The organism is Thermoanaerobaculia bacterium (assembly GCA_035593605.1).
Lineage (GTDB): Bacteria > Acidobacteriota > Thermoanaerobaculia > UBA2201 > DAOSWS01 > DAOSWS01.
This window is the reverse complement of record DAOSWS010000012.1, coordinates 69,094-91,545: the sequence shown is the minus strand read 5'-3', so window position 1 is coordinate 91,545 and position 22,452 is coordinate 69,094. Positions and strand designations below refer to the sequence as shown.

Sequence of the window (22,452 nt, the reverse complement as noted above, 5' to 3'; positions counted from 1 at the left end):
AATTTGAATCGGGAGCAAATTCCTGCAGAGGCAGGATCATCGGACTCGTTTTCACCGCCCTTGCTTCGAGACCCCAACCTGCACATCGTATTTGGAATTACCCTGATGGCCGTCCTGGGCGTGTCCAGCATTACTCCAGCATTCCCCAGAATGGCGGAAACGCTTGGTATTTCAACCGCCAGGATCGGCCTTCTGATCAGCTTCTTTTCGCTTCCCGGCATTATCCTTACGCCTATTTTCGGGATCCTGGCCGACCGGATTGGGAGAAAACCCATACTCGTACCTTCTCTCTTCCTCTTTTCCATCGCAGGCGGAGCCTGCTACTTTGCTCAAACCTTTCCCGGCCTGCTTGCCCTGCGGTTTTTTCAGGGGGTCGGAGCTGCGTCGCTGGGTTCGCTCAATGCCACATTGATAGGGGATCTCTTTGAGGGAAAGCGCAGAGCCATCGCCATGGGCTATAACGCAGGTGTGCTGAGTGCAGGTACGGCGAGCTATCCCGCCATTGGAGGAGCAATGGCCATGTTTGGATGGCATTATCCCTTTCTCCTTCCCCTGCTGGCTTTTCCGGTAGGAATTGCCGTGATCTTTCGATTGAAGAACCCGGAACCCGGGGGGGGGATGTCGATGGGGAATTACCTGAAAGGAGCCTTCGCGACGTTTCGTAGAAAGGAGGTCATCGGTCTCTTTTCTGCAGCTCTGGTTACCTTCATCATCCTCTTTGGTTCCTATCTTACCTATTTCCCGATTCTGATGTCAGAGCGTTTTTCTGCCACTCCTCTGCTTATAGGGATTCTCATGTCTTCCATGTCCGTGGTGACCATCTTTTCATCTACAAGAATCGGGTGGCTGATTCACCATTTTCGGGGTAGAACACTGATTATCACTGCCTACATCCACTATGCAGCCGCTCTTCTTTTGATCCCCCTCATGCCTTCACCCTCATGGCTCATTGTTCCCGTGATCATTGCAGGACTGGGACATGGAATTAACCTCCCCGTGATCATGACGCTGCTTACCGGGATGGCGCCCCTTGAATACAGGGGTGCCTTTATGTCTGTGAATGGAATGGTGATCCGGATCGGACAGACCATAGGCCCGGTACTCATGGGCATGGTTGCCATCGTAATGGGAACCGATGGAGTCTTCGTCACGGGCGCCATTCTTGCCCTTTCGGCCCTGGTGGTGATTTTTCTTACCATTCCGAAGTCGATGGAGTGAGTGACAAAATGTTCCGGATCGTGCGTCGTATAGGTTGTGAAGAGCATGACCCGAAACTCCGCCATTGCCCATGAAGAAGAACCTGATGTCATGAATTCCAGGAACGATCTGCATCTGCAGGAATTGTGCATCCGGGCTTCCGAAGGACGTATGGAGGCAATCGGGGAGATCTACGACCTGGCGGCCGGGGACATTTTCGGGTTGGCTCTGTGGAGAACAGGGAATGAACATGATGCTGAAGATGTCGTGCAGGAAACCTTCATTCGGATGACCATGGCATTCCGTAGAAAGGTTTTCCCTGCATCACCGCGTGCCTGGATCATGACCATTGCCCACAGGGTCGCCATCGATATCACGAGAAGGCGCCGGACGCGCCGGGAGACATCCCTGGACCATGCCCTGCTTCTCCCCGTTGCAGAACACAGGCTGGAAGCCGCAGGGGAGACGGCAGGACTTTCCCGTCTCCTTTCGGAACTTTCTCCAAAGGTGCGGGAGGCCTTTTTTCTCCGGTACCTGACAGGATTTACCTTTGCGGAAATTGGTCGCATCACGGGGATTCCGACTTTCTCTGCAGCGAGCCGCTGCCGGCTTGCGATGAAGCGTGTGCGACAACTCTTGGAGGTGACATCATGAATACCGATCGTGATCGTGAAAACCTTTTTCCAGGATTGAAATTACCGGAACCTCCGCCCGATCTGAAACAGAGGGTCATGAAATCGGTAATTCAAACCTGGGAAAACACAGCTGCGGAAACGGTCTGGGATCGCATTTTCTTCAGCCGTCCCCTTCGTGTTGCGTGGGTGTCGACGTTCCTTCTTCTCGTGGCCGGTCATCTCTTCATGACGTATGGACCATCCCAACGTACGGCGCGTACAGAGCCCTCCCAACGCGCCAGTTTTATCAACCAGGATCTCCTTGAGATCGCTTCCCTTCCGGCGATCGATCTCAGGCACCTTCCCTCTCTGAATGAATTTCAAAGCCCCGGGGAGGAGCGATCCATGACCGGCGGACCTACCATGACCGCCATTCCTAAAGAGGAGCCACGTTCATGAATACAGAATCGAGTCGAATCCATAAAATCATTGTTCTCTGTGCTATTTTTGTCGTCGTAGCCCTGGGGTCCCTTCTGGCAGCCCGTTTCATTGGGGGATCTGAGAAAACTTCGGAGCCGGATGTATATGCAGGCCTTATGCTGCCCGTTCCTTCCCCGGGTCAGCCCGCTATCCCGGAACCCCGGGTCGTTGATTCTCTCTCGTTGGAGATACCCTGCTGGTCCTGTCAGGAAAGTCAGGGATGGCCGGTACGGTTTCAAACTGATCTCGATGTTCTTGCGCCGCTGGGAACAGGTACGGTGAATGCAGCCCTGTGGCTGAAGGAATTCACCAAGGACGATGGGCGCAGGTATGGTGAAATGAAAGAAATGACCAAACGCTTGATTCTTCGCAAAGATCATTGGGGAAAAGTTCTGCCTCCCGATGATCCCCTTCTTAAGGAGGCTGAAGTATGGTGCGATCAGGCGGAAATGCGTTTCTATCCGGATATCTTCCCGATGGAGGGACTCGACTCACGCCTTCCCAATCTTCTTTTCCCCCTCACCCTGGCCCGCTCCTGGTGCGCACGGGGAGCAGATTCGTCCGATGATTCCTCGGCACTTGAGGATTTCCGCCGGGCGATTCGGATAGGCCGGCTCCTGCGCCAGGATGATCTTTTCATCATCAACGATCTTGTCGGCCTGGCCTGCATCCATCTGGGAGCACGGGGAATCTATGAGCGGGCGCAAAAGATGGGGGACAGTGACCTGGCTCTGTTGGCATCTGTCGTACTCGGGGAAGTCGCACCTCAGCGCCTGATGACCTCGGACCGCATCACCATCCTGGACCTCTCTCAATACCTCGACCCGGATTCGAATAAGAAGAAGATGGTAAGAATGACGGAAGGCAAGGTGGACGATATTATTCGTACTGCCAAAACCTCTCCCGATCGAAGGTTTCGGGGAGAAGCCATCCTGGCCCTGCACACCCTGGCGGAGAGAGGGTCCGGAGATGCGAGGACACGGGCACGGGATACCCTTAAGGAACTCACTTCAGTCAGCGATCCCCTTCTTGCTTCGTATGCAGCGCAGTGCCTCAAAACTCCGATTACGGATGATATGTTTGAGGATATGCTGTACGCCCGATAAACACAGCACTGGTTCTGATCCATAAAAGGGCGGGACAACTGTCCCGCCCGATTTATTAATAATCTGGTGAAAAAACACTTTATTCCAGCGTGAACTCCCATATACAGTATGCGTCATCAGGTGTGGGGTCGGGAGGGCAGGTGACGCACCGGACCTGGATGCGCGGATCGATTGTCTGAGCAAAGGTTGTGTATTCAACGATTCCCACCGGTTTACAGGGGAAGTCCGGGAGATTCTTTCGCCGGCGTGCTTCCTGAACCCGGCAGCGTTTCATTCGGTAAACCAGGGATTTGGAGGTGAGGGTCATATCATCTTCATTCAGCAGGCTGTACAGCCTGGCCCGAAGTGCACGGGCAAGGCCCTCCAACCCGCATCTTTCCTCAAGACCGAGCCGCTCACGGATCCTCCTGGCCTCGATGGGGGAGAACCTCCGCCAGGCCTCCGTGTCCGCAGTGATGGCTTCTTCCATGCTGCTTTGCTGCTCCACGGCCTGAAACCATAAACCATCATGGGCCAGCCACAGCCTGGCAGCATCAAGGAGCCACGCTGACAGTTCTTCCGGGGTGAGATCTTTCAATGCATCAGGTATGTGTTCCATGACCAAGAGTGTAGCGTACGGATCCCTCGTGTACAATAGGCCCGTGATTGTAGCATTTGACACCTGTACGAAAACGATCAGCGTCTCGTCCGCAGATCGCGTGTGGACCCGGGAAGGCCCGTTGAAGGGTAACCGATCCCTCTATGAGGGTCTGCTCGACGTGCTTGGCCAGGAATCGATCAAGGAAAAGGCCATCAGAGCAATGATTTTCACGGTAGGGCCAGGTTCCTTTACCGGGGTCCGCATCGGAATCGCCACCGCACTGGGATTCTACTATACCGCCGGTGTCTCACTCTATCCGGTACACACCCTTCTGGCTCTTGCCCATGCGGCCCAGGTCGAAGGCGATGTTCACGTCTCCATGCCGGCGTACGGAGGAGAGTACTACTATGCTGCGTACCAGATTTCTCATGAAAAGGATCACGTGATCACTCCCCCCTGTCTCGTAAAAGAACTACCGGGAAGCGTGACATTTCCATCTCCGGTCATGACAGTCGCAGAGGCTTTGATCCGAATGGGCCTCAGGGGTAATCCCTCTCTTCCTCCTATCCAGCCTGTCTATGTAGGTGTCTCCGATGCAGAACGCGGAAGATAACCCTATCCCCCTGATCCTTCCGGTAAAGCCGGAACATCTGGATGCCATTACGGAATTGGAAAGGATCTGTTTTCCCTGCCCCTGGAAAAGATCCTTCTTTGAGCAGGAACTATCAGCTCCCCGACGGTTTTTACGCGTGCTTTACCTTGGGGGCATGGTCATAGGATATCTCTTTTCCTACTTCATCGTTCCGGAAATCCATATTTCAAAAATCGCCACCCATCCAGATTTCCAGAGGAAGGGGTATGCCCACCTTCTGATGGAAGATCTTCGGCGATTCTGCCTGAAACAGGGAATCGACACAGTAACGCTTGAAGTCCGTACGACAAATGTTCCGGCTCTGAATTTTTATAAGACCTGGAATTTTGAAATCCTCCATATCCGAAAACGGTATTACGATGATGGATCCGATGCGTACGTAATGCTTGCCCGGTTTTCACAATCAGATCCGGAAAATGAAATCCCCTGAGTGCCAAATGGCTCCTTCCTCCTGTGGTACAATACAGCCCTGTTGAAGAAGATCGGTTTTGTTGTTTCCGAGGGCCTTCCCTTTATTCTCCCTCCTCTGGTGCTGACAATTGTGTGCGCCCTGCTGAACGTCTGGGTCGCCGCGATTCCCATTGGGATTCTTACCCTTTTTTTCGTATGGTTCTTCCGGTTTCCGGCTCCGCCTGTTCCTGAAAACTCCAGCCTGGTTCTTTCCCCTGCCGATGGGACGGTTCTGGGAATCCGGGATATCGACGACTCACCCTTTTCGAAGAGAATTGATATTTTCATGTCGGTTTTCAATGTTCATGTCAATGTGTCTCCCAGTACAGGCACGATCGCCAGAGTCCTTTATCGGAGGGGAAAAAAATTACGTGCGGGAACAGATCAAGCATCGGAAATCAATGAATCCAACTACGTTGAAATGACATCCGAAAAAGGAAGCATCGCCTTTAAGCAGATTGCGGGAATCCTGGCAAGAAGAATCGTCTTTTATCCCGTGGCGGGAGATGAATTGAAGCAGGGCAGTCCGGTTGGACTGATTAAATTCGGATCCAGGGTAGAGGTATTTCTCCCTCCGGATGTAACGATTCAGGTTAAAAAAGGAGACAGAGTCCGTGCGGGTCAGTCGGTACTCGCTTTCTGGCCGTAAACGCCGTCGGGGCGTATACGTTCTTCCCAGTTTTATTACGCTGGCGAACATGTTTGTCGGCTTTTTTGCCGTCATCAATGCAGTAGGGGAGAAGTATGTCTCCGCAGCCTATCTGGTTCTTGTTGCGGGTTTTCTGGACATGCTGGATGGAAGAATTGCACGGATGACCAAGACCCAGACCGATTTCGGCAAGGAGCTTGACTCTTTATCGGACGTCGTTTCCTTTGGCTTTGTCCCTGCCCTGATTGTCTATCTCTATGCCCTGCAGCCCCTGGGGCGTCTGGGATGGCTGCTGGCCTTCTTTTATACGGCATGCGGAGCCATCCGACTCGCTCGTTTCAATATTCTCTCCGGTCAGCAGAACCATTCTATCTTTGTCGGACTTCCCATCCCCATGGCAGCTGGACTGGTTGTTTTTCTTATTCTCCTGATGCCGGAAAACTCACCCATCTTCCCCTTTGCCGTGTTCGGAGCCGGCTGTCTTATGGTCTCGTCGATCCCGTACCCGAGTTTTAAACAGCTCGATGTCCGGACCATGCGGCCGACCTATACCATGCTCCTGATGCTGTTGATTCTTGTCATTATTGCCTATAAACCCATTCAGGCCATGTTCGTCCTGTTAATGATCTACATTGTGATAGGTCCCGTATTCTGGCTGAAGGGAAAGCTGTTTCCCGTGAGGAATTCCTTAAACGATGAATCAAAAGAAGAATCGTAATATCGCTCTGGTCGGTGCCGACTCACTCCTCGGAGAGGAGTTGAGGCGCCTTGAACCCTGGCCAATGACCTATTTTGCGGCGGAAGAAAGCGAAGAGACTCTCATGGTACCCGTGGGGGAGGGGGTAGGCATTGTCCACCCGCATTCACAGCTTGATACGGAGGATTATGATGTTCTTCTGGATGTCTCCGATCACCCGGCGATCCCTCCACAACCTCATCGGCACCTGTACATCTATGCGGGTGCGGGCTCTCCTCCGGAGGATGCGGCGCTATGGATGCCTCATGTGACACGGGAAACCGATGGAAGATACAGGTTGCCTCATCCGTCGATCCTGCTTCTTGAGCCGATTCTTCCCCTTGAAACGATGCGGACCTTTTCTGCCATCTCCCTTGTATCTCTGCAGGGTGCAAGCGTCAGGGGCCGCTCAGCCCGAGAGGCTCTCGTTTCCGAGACCGTTCAGCTCCTGGAATATGGTGCGGAGGGATCTAAGCATCATGCCTTTAACCTGATCCCCAGAGGGAAACGGGGACATCTGTCCCTGGACTTGAGGGAACTGGTTTCAGATCAGCCTATGCTTTCCGCACGGGAAATTGAATCCCCCACCTTTCACGGTATCGCCCTTGCTGTCAGCTTTACCGCCCGAAATGAGACGGCTGCTCGATCCCTCTTTTCCGGGATCAGGACGAGAATGAACAACCGCTCACGTGTCAACCTCTTTCTCAGCGTTAAGGAAGAACGTACGATGATTACCGACCTGGGTCGGGATCGGACGACCGTGTGGTTTACGCTTTTTGCCGATGAAATCCTCAATGGAGTGATTCCAGCTCTTCAAACGATCCTCTGATCGATTCCCCGTGTGGCCGATTCCATTCCTGTGAGGTTGATGTCTCGTAAGAGAACGAGTATGATATGGCCCATGAAGAAGCCTTTATTATTCCTGATATTTCTATTTCTGGTCAGTGCACTTGCCTCCGGTGACGCTCCCGACCATCCACGAATGATCATTCTTGGATTTGATGGTGTCGATCATGGTTACCTGACCCAGTATATGGAGCAGGGAAAGCTTCCCAATCTTTCAAAGCTCGCTCAGGACGGAAGCTTCCACAAGCTCCTGCCGCCCGTTCCCGCCCAGACCCCGGTTTCCTGGTCCACGTTCACTACCGGCCTTGAGCCCGGACAGCACCTGATTTTTGATTTTCTGAAACGGGATCCAGAAACCTATATGCCGACCTTTGCTATCGCTGATGAAATTAAAGTCCCTGTGATCTTTGGAGCAAAGAATAAGATTTATCTCCCGATTCTTGCGGGCATCGCTTTCTTTTTTCTGATCTTTCTCCTTTCCTGGCTCCTTCGGCGGTCGATGCCTGTCCGTCTGATTCTGGGGCTTGCCTTTGGTTTGATTGCCGCTTTCGGAGTTCGTTTCTATCTCATTCCCATGATCCCCGAAACAAGACCAGGTGTGGACATGCACCAGCAGGGAGAACCCTTCTGGCAGGTCATGTCACGCTCCGGTTATACATGCAAGATTTTCCGTATGCCGGTGACCTTTCCCGCTAAGAATTTCCCTCACGGTCATCTCCTGTCGGGGCTCGGCGTTCCAGATCTTTCCGGACGGATCGGGAAACCCTTTTTCTTTACATCGGACCTCTTTATCCCGACCGCGACGGAAAATGAGTTTTCCGTCGAAGTTGTTGAACTTCCCGATAACCGTGGAGAGATGGATACGATCATCGTCGGGCCGCCGAACAAGTTCTTCGACGAACCGGATTACATCAAACTGCCCATGCATCTGGCAGTGGCAGAAGATCGTTCCCATCTGACTGTCAAGGTATGTGATCAGACCGTGGTACTCAGGCCCGGGGAGTGGAGCGGATGGACCGATTTTGTTTTTACGTTCAACCCTATTATCAAGGTGCGGGGAGTGGGCCGTTTTTACCTTGACTCACTGGACCCGGAAATTAACCTTTACCTCTCTCCTATTAACTTTGATCCACGTCACCTGCCAACAAGCATCAACATTACGTACCCCTTTTCATGGGCAAAAGAGCTGGTGGATCGATTCGGCCTCTATAAGACGATTGGCTGGTCCGTCGATACCTGGAGCCCTTCCGAAGAGCTCACGGACGAAGAGTTCTTCATGGAGGAGTGGCAGTTTAATGCAGAGATGTATTCAAAGATGCTGGAAGGATTCATTGCGGATGGGGATGACCTTCTCTTTCAATACTTTGAATTTACCGATCGTGTAGGCCATATCTTCTTCCGCCTCCTGGACGAAGGACATCCTGCCTACGATCTCGCCAAGGCAAATGCCTTCGGGTCCGCCCTGGAACAATCTTACGAGTCCATGGACCGTATTGTCGGGATGACGATGGAGAACATGCCTCCCGATGCAAAGTTGATCGTTCTTTCCGACCATGGTTTTGCGTCCTTCCGATATGCGACGAACTACAATACCTGGCTTGTCCAGAATGGGTATATGACTCTGACGGGATCAGAAAACATTACACAGAATCTGGAAGCCCTCTTTGATCGAGGCCAATTCTGGCCGAACGTGGACTGGTCCAGAACCCGGGCCTACTGTATGGGTCTGGGAGGACTCTACGTCAACCTCAAGGGTCGCGAATCGAAGGGGATCGTTGAACCCGGTCCCGAGTATGAAGAATTGCGCCGAGAATTGATTTCCCGACTGGAAGGATGGGTGGATGAAACCACGGACCTTCATCCTGTTGCCAAGGTGTATACCCGTGAGGAAGCGTACGGAACGTTTAATGCCATCCTGATCCCCGATATGATTGTTACCAATAATCCACTCTTCCGCGTATCCTGGCAGACGTCCCTGGGCGGCATTCCCTCCCAGCTCATTGAGTCGAACGACCAGGTGTGGAGCGGTGACCACTGTTCTCTCTATCCACCTTCCGTTCCCGGGGTTCTTCTTACGAACTGGAAGATGGAGCTGGACGAGGATCCCTATATTGTGGATCTCTATCCTACGATTCTGAAGATGTACAACGTGTCTCCTCCCTATGAGGTTGCGGGTAAAAACCTTATTCCTTAGCTTCTTCCTGCCTGCACTTCTTCTCGGACAGTCGCTCGAGGACGATCGTGCTCAGGAACTTGATTCGCTGCGTCGAAATATTTCCTTCCTCGAACAGCAACTCAAGGAGAGCGAAGCGAAAAAGCGCTCTGTAGAAGAAGAGCTCCGATCGGTGCAATTACGCCGTGAACTTCTCGAACAGGAGCTTCGTTCCCTGGAATTACAGACCCAGTTGAAGGAGGATCAGCTTCAGGATCTCCAGGTAAGCCTGGAAAGCGTCCAGTCGGATCTTCAGGAAGAAAAAACTCTTCTCCTGTCCAAACTGAGATTCCTTCAGCACATGGGTTCACTGGGATACCTTCGCCTCATCTTCATGTCTGAGACAGGAGCAGACATGCTCGATGCCTTTCGATGGATTCTCCATCTGGCCCAGCAGGATAAAAACCTGATTGAACGATATCGTACCAATCTTGCGGAAATTCAGAAGAAAAAAGAACTGGAAGGCCAGCTGCATTCGGCACTTCAGGAATTTCAGAGGGACCGGCAGGCGAAGCGGAATCAACTGAATGCGGCAATCCGGGAACATCGGTATCTCCTGGCCAAGATTCAAAAAGAAGAAAAGCAGACTCTTGAGCAGGTGGCTCAGCTTGAAGAAAAAGCCCAGCGACTAGAGCGCCTGCTGACCATTCTTTCCTCCACGGACACTACGCGCCAGGCCAAGGAAGACATTCACGGGTATCGCGGCGTCCTCGACTGGCCCATCAGGGGAAAGGTCGTCGTTCCCTTTGGCACCCAGACGAATCCGGACTACGGCACCAAGGTGGATATGAAGGGAATCCAGATCGAAGTGGCGAAAAGTCAGGATGTTTCACCCATTTTCCCGGGCCGGGTAACCTACGCCTCCTGGTTCAAGGGATACAGAAATCTTGTGATCGTGGATCACGGATTCGGTGTGATTTCCATTTACGGATACCTGGACTCTCTGGCTGCCAAAAAAGATGATTGGGTATACCCCGGAAAAATTCTTGGAAAGGTGATCGCCGGGGGTACGACAGATCCCAAACTCTATCTTGAGATCCGTGATACGGGACGCTCAGTGGACCCGGCATCCTGGTTGAGGTAAAATAGTCCCATGAAATTAGGCCGAAATTTTCTTCTCGCCTGTTCTCTTCTTCTTGTGACCGGCTTGGTTCTTTCGGACCTGGTTTTTCATTCCACCAGGGAAAAAGAAGAAACCTACGATCTCTTGAAAATTTTTACCCAGGCATTCACCATCACCAGTTCACAATATGTGGAAGAGATGCAACCTTCTGATCTATTGCGTTCTTCCATGGAGGGACTGGTTTCCAGCCTGGATGGGATTTCGTACTATATTCCCTCCGACCGGATTGAAGATTTTCGAGCCTATCAGGCCATGGAAAAACGGGAGAGCGGGATCAGGCTGGCTAGATCCGGGAACTTTACCTATGTGCTGTCGGTCATCAAAGGCAGTCCCGCTGATACCTCCGGCATTCGAACCGGGGATATTCTCGAACAGGTGGGTCATAAAGACACCGGACCTCTGGGATTATGGGAAATCGAGTCTGTCCTCGCGGGCAGCGGGGGTGAAGAAATTGTTCTCGGTCTTGTCCGCAATGATGATGACGAACCGACACAGGTTACACTGAACCTTACCCCTTTCACACTGCCGGTATATGAAGATTCCGACCATGCAAAGCTTCCCGTTCTCACCCTCTATACTGTGAACGAAGAGAGTGTCAGCCGAGCTCTGGATCGTCTGCAATCTCTTAAGGGAACCCCCTTTATCCTGGATTTGCGTTCGGCAGTGAACGGATCTTATCAGAGTGCAGTGGATTTCGCAGGCTATCTTGGCGTCACGGATAAAAGCGTGACACTTCAGGGAAAAAAATATGAACCGGAAAAGATATCCACACGGGTGAAGCCGGTCGAACACGGACCCTTTGTCATCTTTGTCAACAACTCCCTGGCAGGCCCTGCTGAACTTCTTGCCGGGCTTCTCCAGGGAAGTGACGGCGTGACTCTTGTCGGAGAAACCACGGCAGGGCTGGTTGGAATGCAAAAGTTTATTCCTTTAAAAGAGGGCGGACTGTGGGTGACCATAGCCTCCTTCCATATTCAGGATACGATTATTCACGGGAAGGGTCTGACACCGGACAGTCCCGTTTCTTCAAGAATCCACCGTGGTCCGAATCAAGAAGACGCGTACTTCGAGAAAGCAGAAGAGATCCTCCAGGCGACCCGGGGTTAATTACCCCGCCCTGATCTTTTCCGTTTTAATCCTGACCGGAATCGTCCTTCTGGTTGCCCTCTATTCCGTCGAACAACAGCGGGACCATCCTGACCTTTTTGTTGACACCATTTCCCTCCTGCTTAAAGAAAGAGGACTTGTTCCGGAAAGAATCGGCGTGAACGGGAGCGGGCAGATCTGGAAGGTTCGGGTTGAGGAAAATGAAGCCGAAGTTGAATCCATTCGAAATCTTCTCCAAAAGCGCCTTCCTGAAAGTATCCGGGTCCAGGAACGCACCCTGGTCACGGAAAAGGGGGGATATGGTCTATCTTCGCTCGAAGTCATGGGAGATCACGGGAAAATCCTGCTTTACTTTGTCGCTTCCCCGGCCAGGGTTGCCGCTCCAGTTTCCATGAAACGAAATGTTCAGGTTTCCGCGCGCCCGGTGGCTGTAATCGTCATCGATGATGTCGGCTATCGGATGGACTTCCTGAAGTTCATTCGAGGCATACAGGTGCCTCTTACGATCGCCATTCTTCCCAGATTGCCCCACTCCGAGACCCTGGCGGAAGAGATTCATGCTCTGGGACAGGAAGTCATCTGCCATATGCCCATGGAGCCGGAGGGAGAACCGTACCATAATCCGGGTGAAGGGGCTCTCATGGTCTCCATGGACCGCGACACGGTAGAACAGGTGCTTGCGGAAAATCTGCGCTCGGTTCCCTGGGCGGCAGGATTCAATAACCATATGGGTTCCGCAGCTACCGCTGATGGAGAGCTCATGAAGTTTGTCATGGGCTTTGCGAAGCAGAAGGGTCTTCTCTTTCTGGATTCCCGCACGACAGCCGCTACCGTTGCTGAAGAGACCGCCCGGGAATACGGAGTGCCTGCAATCTCGAGAAATGTCTTCCTGGACGATCTGGCTGAACCTCATTACATTCGGCGACAATTAAAAGATTTCATGACGCTTTTGAAACGTCAGGGATACGGGGTAGCGATCGGCCACCCCCATCCCTCCACACTTACCGTTCTTCGTGAAGATTTACCCGAACTGTCAAAGAAAATCGATTTTACTACCCTGCAGGACCTCGTGAATCGCCTTCATTCAGGAATTCATGAACCTGAGGGTGATCACTGAATCCTGCAGACTTTCGTTCGCGATCAGTTGGGGATGGGGGTAGGGATCGTGTATACTAAGGAGCAGAACCCAAGTCGGGAGGATTTCATGGAACTTTCCTTCATGGACAAAATCAAATTAGCTCTTTACAGAAAAGGAATGAAAGGGTACGGTCCTTCCATTCTCGCAAAACTGGAAGTTGGTTCGACAGAATGGTTTCAGATTGCCAATGAAACGATACTGTCCACGGACCTCGAGCTCAGGAACATGATCCTCTTTCAGATACTCCATCCCGATGCTCTTGGGCCCAACCCGAAAAAGAGAACGTACTTCCGTCTGCTCTATACACTCCTGGAGAAAGGGACAATCGATGAGAAACGGGAAATCGTTACCTTTATCCGGGACAACCCGACACTTTTTGACACCAAAGATGAGTTTCTCATGGGGCGCCTTACCGTTGCTCAGAGAGAATCGGATCCCAGAATTGCCAATACAGCAGAAGAGGCGCTACGCATATTACGGGGAGAGACTGACTGAACCCCTCTCTGCCCATCGGAGCATGACACAATGAAAGTTCTCCTGAGCTTGTTGTTTTTTCTGCTCATTCTTCTTGTCCTGATGGTGGGCACTCTTCTTTCACGACTTCTTCTCGCTCCGATCCTGTTATGTATCAGAGAGATCGTACATCGGAACCCAGGGGGAAAAACGGACAAAACTGATCCCATTGTGGAAAATAATTTCACACCAGGATCTGAATCCTGATGTCCTGTCCCGAAAAGTATCGTGGATGAAATCGTCAACAGGACCGGGCTTTTCATTTTTACGTGTCGTTCTGAGCCCTGCCGACACAAGTATTCTACTGCCAGCAACTTCTGGAGTTATCCACAGAAATTTCCACAGTCTTATCCACAGGATGACGGACTTGCAAAGGAAAGGGGAATGATATACTGTTTCGGAGAAGCAGGGAAAAGGAGGTTCTTATGGCTAAAGTAGGCGTTGTCTTATCAGGATGCGGAGTCTATGACGGAGCGGAGATTCACGAATCGGTGCTGACCCTTCTCTCCCTGGATCGCAGGGGGGCCGAGGTCATTTTCATGGCACCCGATCAGCCTCAAATGCATGTGATCAATCATCTAACAGGAAATGTGGACGAAGGATCTTCACGAAATGTTCTTGTGGAGTCTGCCAGGATCGCTCGTGGCAAGATCCGTGACCTTGCGACGGTAAAGGCTGGGGATCTGGATGCTCTCATCTTTCCCGGGGGCTTCGGCGCAGCCAAAAACCTCTCATCCTTTGCGGTCAGGGGAGCGGATAGTGATGTACATCCGGAAGTCATGCGTTTGGTTCAGGAAATGTCCAGGGCGAAAAAGCCCATCGGGTTTGTATGTATCGCCCCTGCCATCGCAGCGAAAATATTCGGACCCTCGTCCGTCAAGGTCACGATTGGAACGGATGAAGGAACGGCCAGCGCTCTCCAGAAAATGGGAGCCCGCCATGTGGCCTGTCCGGTAGAGAAGTGTGTCATCGACGAAGAGCATCATATTGTTTCAACTCCGGCCTATATGCTTGCGGGCCATATTTCGGAAGCAGCAGACGGAATCGACGCTCTTGTCGAAGCCGTTCTGAAGATGGTATGAACCTACTCATCGAGGAAGGAGATCAACATGACTCAATGCCCACGCTGTAATGGAGAAGTGCCGGAAGGTTCGTTAGTCTGCGGTACCTGCGGTTTTAATCTTTCTTCCCCTCCGCCGCCTCCGGTAGGGGACAACCCCTGGGAAAGACGGGAAGAACTCGGATTGGGCAAAGCACTGATCGAGACTGTCAAAATGGTCATTACCAACCCAGTCGGTCTCTTCTCGTCCATACGAAAAACGGCGACTGGGGAAGTCCAATACTATATGCCGTCATCGTTGGATGGATCGGGGCGATTTTCAACTTCATCTGGAGTATGGCCTTACAGAGCATGATTACACTCCCCATGGCGGGACGCCAGGCCTTTGGCGGGATGATGCTTTCCGGGGGCGTCCAGTTTGTCTTTGTCATCCTCGCTCCTATCCTGATTCTGATCGGACTTTTCGTCGTCTCAGGCCTTCTCTTCCTGGCCGGGAAGATACTGGGTGATGCAGAGGAAGGCTTCGAGGCAACCTTTAAAGTCGTGGCCTATTCCAGTACATCAAACCTGGCGCAGATCATTCCCTTCTGTGGTGGAATGATTGGTGGAATCTGGGCCCTTATCCTCTATATCGTCGGATTAAAACAGGCTCACCGCACGGAAACCTGGAAAGCTGTTCTCACGCCTTTTCTGGTGTTAGCCCTCTGCTGCCTCTGCGTGGCAGTCATCACCATGGTCTTCGGCGTGGGTCTGGCCAGCCTGGCCGGGGCTGCTCGTTCCATGCAATAAGGAAATATTCGGCTCATCGTCGCGGTTTTTCTTTTAGAGAATCTATTCAATACAAGGAGTTTCTCCATGAAACGTTTATTCTTCCTGTCTCTGATCATCCTGCTTGCCGCATCCCTTTCTGCTGACATTTCCTACACCTTTACAAGTTCCACAAAAGCTGAGACACAGTCCGGCTCCATGTCGATGAATGGTACGGTCTACCTGAAGGAGCCCGCACTCTTCCGAGTCGAGTTCACCGAATCGGATAACCCGATGATGGGAACAGGCACCTTCATGGTTTCCAATGACGGGAAAGCCATCTATCTTGTCAATCCGCAGGAGAAAACATACACGAGATTTGATGCGGAAAGTCTTTCCCAGTCTCTCGGTTCCCTGATGCAGTCTCTGGGAGAAATGGTGGAAATTTCCATTGAGGATGTGAAGGTCAATCACACGCGGGGTTCCAATGATCAGACTCTGCTCGGTTACCCCTGTGAACATCATCTCGTCAACTCTTCCTACAGAATGAAGGTCAAGGTACTCTTTATGAAGCAGGTATCCGACCAGAAATCGAAAAAGGAAGTCTGGACAACACAGGCCATCGAACTTCCGATTCGCGATCTCTTTCAGGAATCCCGAATGAAAACGGGGTTCGCCGATCTGGATAAACTCATCGAAGCAGAATCCCGGACCGCGGTTCCCGGGTTCATGCTGAAATCGATCATCACGACCGTATCTGAGGATAAGAAAGGGAAAACTACGACTACGATCCAGAACTACGACGTGACGTCCATCAAAACGGAATCCCTTGCCGATGATCTTTTTCTCCTTCCCGAAGGCTACCGCGAAGTTCCACTGATCCCCACCATGCAGTCCGATGAAGGAAATGACAAGGAAGAAGGCGGGAAGAAAAAGTCCATTTTTGACATGTTTAAATCGTGAAGTAAAGAAGGGGAAAGCCTGCGAGCCTTCCGTCGTGGACATTTCAAATAAGATTTGAGACAATGTCGAGGAATTTACAATGAAAGAGGAGGTGTCATGAAACGGAAGCAGGTTGTCATCATGGGAGCTGCAGGGAGGGACTTCCACAACTTTAATGTGATTTTTCGGGACAACAGGGACTACAACGTTGTCGCATTTACGGCCACCCAGATTCCCAACATCGAGGGACGAGTCTACCCTCCTGAGCTGGCGGGAAGTCTTTATCCCAAGGGAATTCCGATCTTCCCCGAATCGGAGCTCGTCGACATTATCAAGAAGAAGAAAATTGACCAGGTCGTTTTTGCCTATAGTGACGTTCCGCATACCTATGTAATGCACAAAGCCTCTCTCTGTATTGCCAATGGTGCTGATTTTGTCCTTCTGAACGGAGAGGACACGATGATCAAATCCAAGGTTCCGGTTATTGCCATTACCGCGGTTCGAACAGGAGTCGGCAAGAGCCAGACCAGTCGTTATATTTCCAATCTTCTTAAGGAAATGGGGAAAAAGGTGGTCGCGATCCGCCATCCCATGCCCTACGGAAACCTTGTCAAGCAGGCAGTTCAGCGCTTTGCTTCGCTGGAAGATCTCGACCTTCATCAATGCACGATTGAGGAGAGGGAAGAGTACGAACCCCATATTGAAAACGGCTTTATCGTCTACGCCGGAGTCGATTACGGGGCAATTATGAAGAAGGCCCAGAAAGAAGCGGATGTCATCCTCTGGGATGGTGGGAATAACGACCTTCCCTTTTACAAGTCCGATCTTCACATCACCCTCGTAGATCCCCATCGCCCCGGCCATGAAATCCTCTACCATCCGGGAGAGGCCAATCTTCTCATGTCCGATGTCCTGTTGATTAACAAGGTAGGCACTGCGGATCCCGAGAAGGTGAAAGAAGTGGAAGCCAACTGCAAACGTTTGAACCCGGGCGCGAAAATCCTGAAAGCAAACTCTCCCTTTACCGTCTCCGATGTCAAAGCCATCAAGGGTAAGCGTGTGGTTGTCGTAGAGGACGGTCCGACATTAACCCACGGAGGGATGACCTATGGAGCGGGTTACCTGGCAGCCAAGGCGGCGGGGGTGAAATCAATCGTTTCCCCGGTTCCCTTTGCCGTGAAAAGCATTGCTCAGACCTATAAGAAATATCCCCATTGCTCGGAAATTCTTCCTGCCATGGGGTATGGAGATGATCAGATCCGTGATCTCGAGCGCACCCTGAATAAAGTCGACGCGGATGCCGTCGTCATCGGTACTCCCATCGATCTCTCCCGGATGCTGAAGATCAACAAACCGGCCGTTCGGGTTCGCTATGACCTGGAAGAAATAAAGAAGGGCCAGCTGAAAGCCCTGATTAAGGACGTTCTCAAGAAGGGATAATGCACTACAGGCTGGGGCGTACCCTGCTCGAAATTCTTGAAGGGGATATCATTGCCCGGGATGAAGATGCTATTGTCAATCCCGCCAACGAACACCTGAAGCATGGAGGAGGGGTCGCCGGCCAGATTGTGCGTCGTGGTGGTTCGACGATTCAGGAAGAGTCGGATCAGATCGGATTCTGCCCCGTCGGCAGTGCTGTTATAACGTCCGCGGGTACGCTGAAGGCTCGAAGGGTTATCCATGTTGTGGGCCCCAGGTGGGGAGAAGGGGAGGAAGATGCGAAACTGGCCCGGGCTGTAGAATCCGTCCTGAATGCTGCAGAACAGGAGAATCTGAAAACCGTCGCAATGCCAGCCATTTCCACGGGGATTTTCGGTTTTCCCATGGAGCGTGCAGCGAGAATCATTCTGACGGTACTCGCACAGAGACTCCGTGCTGGTTCGATTCTGGATCGTGTTGTATTATGTTTGTATGGGCAGGAGGCATTTGACACTTTTGCCCGGATGGCCCAGGAGATGCTGAATGGACGATAGACATTCAATCAAACCGGGTGACGTCATTGGAGACCGATACAGAATCGATAAGGTTCTGGGATTCGGTGGAATGGGCGTTGTCTACAAGGCGACCGATCTGAAGCTGAATGTTCCCGTTGCTCTTAAAATGCTTCGATCCAAAGCAGAATCCATGGATCTGGAACGTCTTCGTCAGGAAATTCTCCTGGCACGGAAAGTGACCCATGAAAATGTCTGCAGAGTTTACGATCTTGAAGAGATCGATGGAGAAGAATATATTTCCATGGAGCTCCTCAAAGGAGAGAGCATCAAGGAAATTCAAATTCGTAAAGGTCTTTACAGCGTTGGTCAGACATTGAACCTCCTGAGGCAGATCCTCCGTGGACTGGCTGCCGCCCACAAGATGGGAGTCATCCACTGTGATCTCAAGCCTGAAAACATCATGGTGGATGAAACCGGCCATTTGGCTATCATGGATTTCGGAATATCCCGGGCTGTGGATCAACCGATTGAAAAGGGTGCTCCCATCATGGGGACGCCTGAGTTTCTTTCACCGGAACAGATCCGTGGAAAGCAAGTCGACGGGCGAACTGACCTCTACTCCGTCGGTGTGATCGTTTACGAGATGCTTACCGGAGAGGTTCCTTTCGAGGATACAGATGTCTATAGGCTTTTAGACAAGGTACTGGAAGACACTCCGCAGCCTCCATCCCTGTACCGTTCAGATATTCCCGAGGGTCTGGAAAATATTATTCTTCGCGCCATGGAGAAGGATCCCAGGAACCGTTACCAGACTGCGGAAGATTTCCTTCACGCCATAGAGCAATATGAAGGAACTCTGGTGGACGAGATTCTGCTTGAGCTGAATACGACCCAGAGAAGAATGGTAAAGACGATGGCTGTTCTGGAAACCCATCGGGCTCTCTCATCCTCAACGAGTATCGACGAGCTTCTGGACATTATGCTGGAGACCGCGATTCGAGAAATCGCTGCAGAAAGAGGAACGATCTTTGTTCTGGACAAGAAACGTAACATTCTCTGGAGTAAAATTCTCGCAGGAGACAAGGATGTAAGAATTGAAGTACCCCTTGGAAAGGGAATCGCCGGTCATGTCGCCCTGACCGGAGAAGTTCTGAATATCCGTGATGCATATTCGGATCCAAGGTTTAATCCCGAAGTGGACAAGGAAACCGGATATACGACCCGGACGATTCTTACCGTACCTCTCTTTTCGTACCGCGGAGAGATTGCCGGTGTTCTTCAGCTGCTGAATAAAATTGAGGGTGGTGAATTCAACGACGAAGATGCCGATTTCGTTAAGGAAATTGGAGCCCACGCCGCAACACTTCTGGAAAATGCCATGATGCATGAGCAGACCTTTGACCGCCTGCGTGTGGAAAAAGAACTGCAGATCGCCCAGGAAGTTCAGCGGAAGCTCCTGCCCGGGGAAGCTGTGCGTTTTCCCGGACTGAAGATTGCCTTCAAACACTTTGGAGACAATATTATCGGCGGAAATTACTTTGATTTCATTAAATTGAGTGAATCCCGTCTCTGGCTTCTTCTCGGGGACACTTCCGGCGCCGGGTTGCCGGCAGCATTACTTGCGAGCAACTTTCAGGGTGCGTTCCGCCTCCTCGCGGAAGATTCAGAAACTCTGCTCCCCATGGTTATGCGTCTCAATCGTCATCTATGCTGTTGCACAGATCATACTCTCAGTATATCGGCCTGTTTCCTTGACTACTCTGAGCCCACCCACCATTTGACTTACCTTAACGCGGGCCATCCGCCACCTCTGATTATCCACCCCGAAGGAGAGGTCTCCTTTCTGAAAGAGACGGGAATCGCCCTGGGAGTGGAACATGACCATCCCTTCACGGATGATGGAATTGTGCTGACACGCTCCACACTGATCGCTCTTTACACGCCCGGAATCGTCGAAGCTGACAATGGGGAAGGAGCCTTCTATGGAAATCATCGTCTCCGAATGGTCCTTGAATTAAACAAGGATCGTCCTCTGGAGGAAATTCTGGAAGTATTCACGGAAGACTGGGCTTCTTTCCGCGGTACATCGGACCTGATCAAAGACGCGACCCTGATTCTTGCAAAATGCGTAACCTGAGCCTGCTTGTTCTTCTCGCCCTGTTTCTCTCCGTTACCGGATGCAAGACGGGGAAAGAATCGGCTCTCTACCAGAAGGGAACCGCATCCTGGTATGGCAAATCCTTTCATGGCCTCCCGACCGCCTCGGGAGAGATCTTTGACATGCATCGCCTGACGGCTGCCCACAGGAATCTTCCCTTTGGAACCTGGCTCGATGTGTACTGCCCGGAAACGGGAAAGCGTGTAACGGTGAAGGTGAATGACAGGGGTCCCTTTATCCGGGGTCGCATAATCGATCTCTCGTATGCGGCAGCAAAGGAACTGGGGATGGACGCTCTGGGAATTGCAGAGGTCTACCTCTACATCCGTTCCGGTGCAATGCCTTCCCCCCCGCCGCCGACAGAGGCGGAGGTCTCTCTTCCCGATCCCGGACTCTCCTTTGTCGTTCAGGCGGGTGCATTTAAGGATCTTGAAAATGCCTCACGCCTGAGAGATAAAATATCAGCTTTTCTGCCGGGAGCCCATCTCGCAACCTTCGGGGAATACACAAGGGTCCTTGTGGGATCATTCGATACCCTCGATCGGGCTCGCGAAGCCGCGTCCGTCCTTCAGGAACACAATATCCAGGTCATCATCCGGGAGGAGTAACCACTCCAATAAATCAAACGCCCTTCTGGTAAAATAGGGCGACTTTATTCTTATACAGGAGGTATGCATGTTTGAAGATCTGCTACGGAGGCTAGGGATCCAGGAAGTGAACAGTGGGGCCTGTTACGGAAAATGGATCGAAAAGCCGGGGGGTGGAGAACTTGTATCGTACAACCCGGCCAACGGAAAGCCTCTTGCCAGGGTAATGATGGCCTCAACGGAAGATTATGAAGTCGTTCGGAATGAGGCGGCAAAGGCCTTTAAGACGTGGCGAATGGTGCCGGCTCCCAAGCGGGGCGAAATCATTCGTCAGCTGGGTAACGCCCTTCGCGAACACAAAGAAGACCTGGGCATGCTGGTGACCCTGGAAATGGGAAAAATCAAGACCGAAGGTCTTGGTGAAGTCCAGGAAATGATTGACATGTGTGATTTTGCTGTTGGATTAAGCCGCCAGCTGTACGGGCTGACCATCCAGTCGGAACGTCCGGAACACCGCATGTTTGAGCAGTGGCATCCCCTGGGTGTCATCGGTATCATATCCGCCTTCAACTTTCCCGTGGCGGTCTGGTCCTGGAACGCGGCAATTGCAGCTGTCTGTGGCGATACGATGATCTGGAAGCCATCCTCTGAGACTCCTCTGACGGCGATCGCGGTTCAGCATATTTGCAACCGGATCATGGAAGCCAACGGCCTGAGCGGGATCTTTACTCTGACGATTGGCAGAGGTTCTTCTGTGGGGGAGGCCATGATTCACGATCGCAACATCCCGCTGATCTCTGCCACCGGATCCTGCCAGATGGGATACAGAATTGGGGAAGTCATGGGAAAGCGCCTGGCCCGGACGATTCTGGAGCTTGGTGGAAACAATGCCATCATCCTCAACCGGGATGCCGATCTCGACATGGCTCTTCGCGCGGTTCTCTTTGCTGCCGTGGGAACGGCCGGGCAGAGATGCACATCCCTTCGGCGCCTGATCATCCACAAGGATGTGGAAAAGGGATTTCTGGATCGCCTGATGCGCGCCTATGGAAGCATCTCCATCGGAGATCCCTGGGATGAAAAGAATCTCATGGGACCGCTTGTGAATGAAGGAGCTATCAAGGAAATGGAACGGGCTCTTCAGCTCGTTCGTGAACAGGGTGGAGAGATTCTCTGTGGCGGCAAACGTCTTGATCGTGAAGGCCATTACATCACGCCGGCCATTGTGAAGGCGCGCCCGGATATGAAGATCGTCCAGGACGAGACCTTTGCCCCGATCCTCTATGTTCTGCCCTTTGAAGACATCGAGGAAGCTCTGGAAATCCATAACGGCGTCGTGCAGGGATTGTCCTCAGCCATCTTCACAAACAATTTCCAGCATGCCGAGACCTTTCTTTCTCCGCGCGGAAGTGATTGCGGGATTGCCAATGTCAACATTGGAACTTCAGGTGCGGAAATCGGCGGAGCTTTCGGGGGTGAAAAGGAAACCGGCGGTGGCCGAGAAGCGGGTTCCGATTCATGGAAGGTCTACATGCGCAGACAGACCTGCACCCTGAACTGGGGAGCCTCTCTTCCCCTTGCCCAGGGTGTCAAGTTTGATGTTGAAGGCTGATCCGGCTGA

23 protein-coding genes are annotated in these 22,452 nt (G+C 52.0%); 22 read left to right on the top strand and 1 reads right to left on the bottom strand.

Annotation, left to right across the window (positions count from 1 at the left end; genetic code table 11):
- The first annotated feature begins 60 nt into the window (after positions 1-60).
- Genes PLD04_07805 through PLD04_07790 form a run of 4 tightly spaced genes read left to right on the top strand, consistent with a single transcriptional unit; the run spans position 61 to position 3,397 of the window.
- Complete coding sequence (locus PLD04_07805) at positions 61-1,218, top strand: MFS transporter (GenBank protein ID HXK68238.1); 1,158 nt, start codon at positions 61-63, stop codon at positions 1,216-1,218.
- Positions 1,219-1,263: 45 nt separating this feature from the next.
- Positions 1,264-1,851, top strand: coding sequence for an RNA polymerase sigma factor (locus tag PLD04_07800; protein ID HXK68237.1), 588 nt, complete (start codon positions 1,264-1,266; stop codon positions 1,849-1,851).
- Positions 1,848-2,270 (top strand): hypothetical protein, encoded by a 423-nt coding sequence (locus PLD04_07795; GenBank protein ID HXK68236.1) that lies wholly within the window; start codon positions 1,848-1,850, stop codon positions 2,268-2,270. Before PLD04_07800 ends, PLD04_07795 begins: the two co-directional genes overlap by 4 nt.
- On the top strand, positions 2,267-3,397 hold the full coding sequence (locus tag PLD04_07790) for a hypothetical protein (protein HXK68235.1): 1,131 nt from the start codon (positions 2,267-2,269) through the stop codon (positions 3,395-3,397). Before PLD04_07795 ends, PLD04_07790 begins: the two co-directional genes overlap by 4 nt.
- Positions 3,398-3,476: 79 nt before the next feature.
- Here the strand turns inward: PLD04_07790 and PLD04_07785 are convergent, their stop codons facing one another.
- Positions 3,477-3,995: a DUF6125 family protein gene (locus tag PLD04_07785; GenBank protein HXK68234.1), complete on the bottom strand. Its 519-nt coding sequence runs from the start codon at positions 3,993-3,995 to the stop codon at positions 3,477-3,479.
- 43 nt (positions 3,996-4,038) lie between these two features.
- Between PLD04_07785 and tsaB the strand changes: the two genes are divergently transcribed.
- The 18 genes from tsaB (at position 4,039) to PLD04_07695 (ending at position 22,443) form a co-directional block, all read left to right on the top strand.
- Positions 4,039-4,590: a tRNA (adenosine(37)-N6)-threonylcarbamoyltransferase complex dimerization subunit type 1 TsaB gene (gene tsaB / locus PLD04_07780; protein HXK68233.1), complete on the top strand. Its 552-nt coding sequence runs from the start codon at positions 4,039-4,041 to the stop codon at positions 4,588-4,590.
- On the top strand, positions 4,571-5,059 hold the full coding sequence (gene rimI / locus PLD04_07775) for a ribosomal protein S18-alanine N-acetyltransferase (protein ID HXK68232.1): 489 nt from the start codon (positions 4,571-4,573) through the stop codon (positions 5,057-5,059). The genes tsaB and rimI overlap by 20 nt, the downstream gene beginning before the upstream one ends.
- A 42-nt stretch (positions 5,060-5,101) precedes the next feature.
- Positions 5,102-5,728 (top strand): phosphatidylserine decarboxylase, encoded by a 627-nt coding sequence (locus PLD04_07770; GenBank protein HXK68231.1) that lies wholly within the window; start codon positions 5,102-5,104, stop codon positions 5,726-5,728.
- A complete protein-coding gene (gene pssA / locus PLD04_07765; GenBank protein ID HXK68230.1) occupies positions 5,694-6,446 on the top strand; it encodes a CDP-diacylglycerol--serine O-phosphatidyltransferase in 753 nt (250 codons plus the stop codon). The genes PLD04_07770 and pssA overlap by 35 nt, the downstream gene beginning before the upstream one ends.
- Positions 6,424-7,293: a hypothetical protein gene (locus tag PLD04_07760; protein ID HXK68229.1), complete on the top strand. Its 870-nt coding sequence runs from the start codon at positions 6,424-6,426 to the stop codon at positions 7,291-7,293. The genes pssA and PLD04_07760 overlap by 23 nt, the downstream gene beginning before the upstream one ends.
- A 72-nt stretch (positions 7,294-7,365) precedes the next feature.
- Complete coding sequence (locus tag PLD04_07755; GenBank protein ID HXK68228.1) at positions 7,366-9,504, top strand: alkaline phosphatase family protein; 2,139 nt, start codon at positions 7,366-7,368, stop codon at positions 9,502-9,504.
- A complete protein-coding gene (locus PLD04_07750) occupies positions 9,473-10,606 on the top strand; it encodes a peptidoglycan DD-metalloendopeptidase family protein (protein ID HXK68227.1) in 1,134 nt (377 codons plus the stop codon). The genes PLD04_07755 and PLD04_07750 overlap by 32 nt, the downstream gene beginning before the upstream one ends.
- Before the next feature lie 9 nt (positions 10,607-10,615).
- On the top strand, positions 10,616-11,752 hold the full coding sequence (locus PLD04_07745; GenBank protein ID HXK68226.1) for a S41 family peptidase: 1,137 nt from the start codon (positions 10,616-10,618) through the stop codon (positions 11,750-11,752).
- Positions 11,685-12,869: a divergent polysaccharide deacetylase family protein gene (locus tag PLD04_07740; GenBank protein ID HXK68225.1), complete on the top strand. Its 1,185-nt coding sequence runs from the start codon at positions 11,685-11,687 to the stop codon at positions 12,867-12,869. Before PLD04_07745 ends, PLD04_07740 begins: the two co-directional genes overlap by 68 nt.
- A gap of 87 nt (positions 12,870-12,956) precedes the next feature.
- Entirely contained in the window at positions 12,957-13,385 is a 429-nt protein-coding gene (locus PLD04_07735; protein HXK68224.1) for a hypothetical protein, read from the top strand.
- Positions 13,386-13,828: 443 nt separating this feature from the next.
- Positions 13,829-14,485: an isoprenoid biosynthesis glyoxalase ElbB gene (gene elbB / locus PLD04_07730; GenBank protein HXK68223.1), complete on the top strand. Its 657-nt coding sequence runs from the start codon at positions 13,829-13,831 to the stop codon at positions 14,483-14,485.
- Positions 14,486-14,646: 161 nt separating this feature from the next.
- The gene (locus tag PLD04_07725; protein HXK68222.1) at positions 14,647-15,252 is read left to right on the top strand and encodes a YIP1 family protein; all 606 of its coding nucleotides are present in this window, start codon (positions 14,647-14,649) and stop codon (positions 15,250-15,252) included.
- Positions 15,253-15,318: 66 nt separating this feature from the next.
- Entirely contained in the window at positions 15,319-16,173 is an 855-nt protein-coding gene (locus tag PLD04_07720; GenBank protein ID HXK68221.1) for a DUF4412 domain-containing protein, read from the top strand.
- Positions 16,174-16,269: 96 nt separating this feature from the next.
- On the top strand, positions 16,270-17,592 hold the full coding sequence (locus tag PLD04_07715; protein HXK68220.1) for a cyclic 2,3-diphosphoglycerate synthase: 1,323 nt from the start codon (positions 16,270-16,272) through the stop codon (positions 17,590-17,592).
- Positions 17,592-18,125 carry a macro domain-containing protein gene (locus PLD04_07710; protein ID HXK68219.1) on the top strand — a complete coding sequence of 178 codons (534 nt, stop codon included), beginning with the start codon at positions 17,592-17,594 and terminating at the stop codon, positions 18,123-18,125. Before PLD04_07715 ends, PLD04_07710 begins: the two co-directional genes overlap by 1 nt.
- The gene (locus tag PLD04_07705) at positions 18,115-20,223 is read left to right on the top strand and encodes a SpoIIE family protein phosphatase (protein ID HXK68218.1); all 2,109 of its coding nucleotides are present in this window, start codon (positions 18,115-18,117) and stop codon (positions 20,221-20,223) included. Before PLD04_07710 ends, PLD04_07705 begins: the two co-directional genes overlap by 11 nt.
- Entirely contained in the window at positions 20,211-20,852 is a 642-nt protein-coding gene (locus tag PLD04_07700) for a septal ring lytic transglycosylase RlpA family protein (GenBank protein ID HXK68217.1), read from the top strand. Before PLD04_07705 ends, PLD04_07700 begins: the two co-directional genes overlap by 13 nt.
- 67 nt (positions 20,853-20,919) lie before the next feature.
- Positions 20,920-22,443, top strand: coding sequence for an aldehyde dehydrogenase family protein (locus PLD04_07695; protein ID HXK68216.1), 1,524 nt, complete (start codon positions 20,920-20,922; stop codon positions 22,441-22,443).
- The last annotated feature ends 9 nt before the right edge of the window (positions 22,444-22,452 follow it).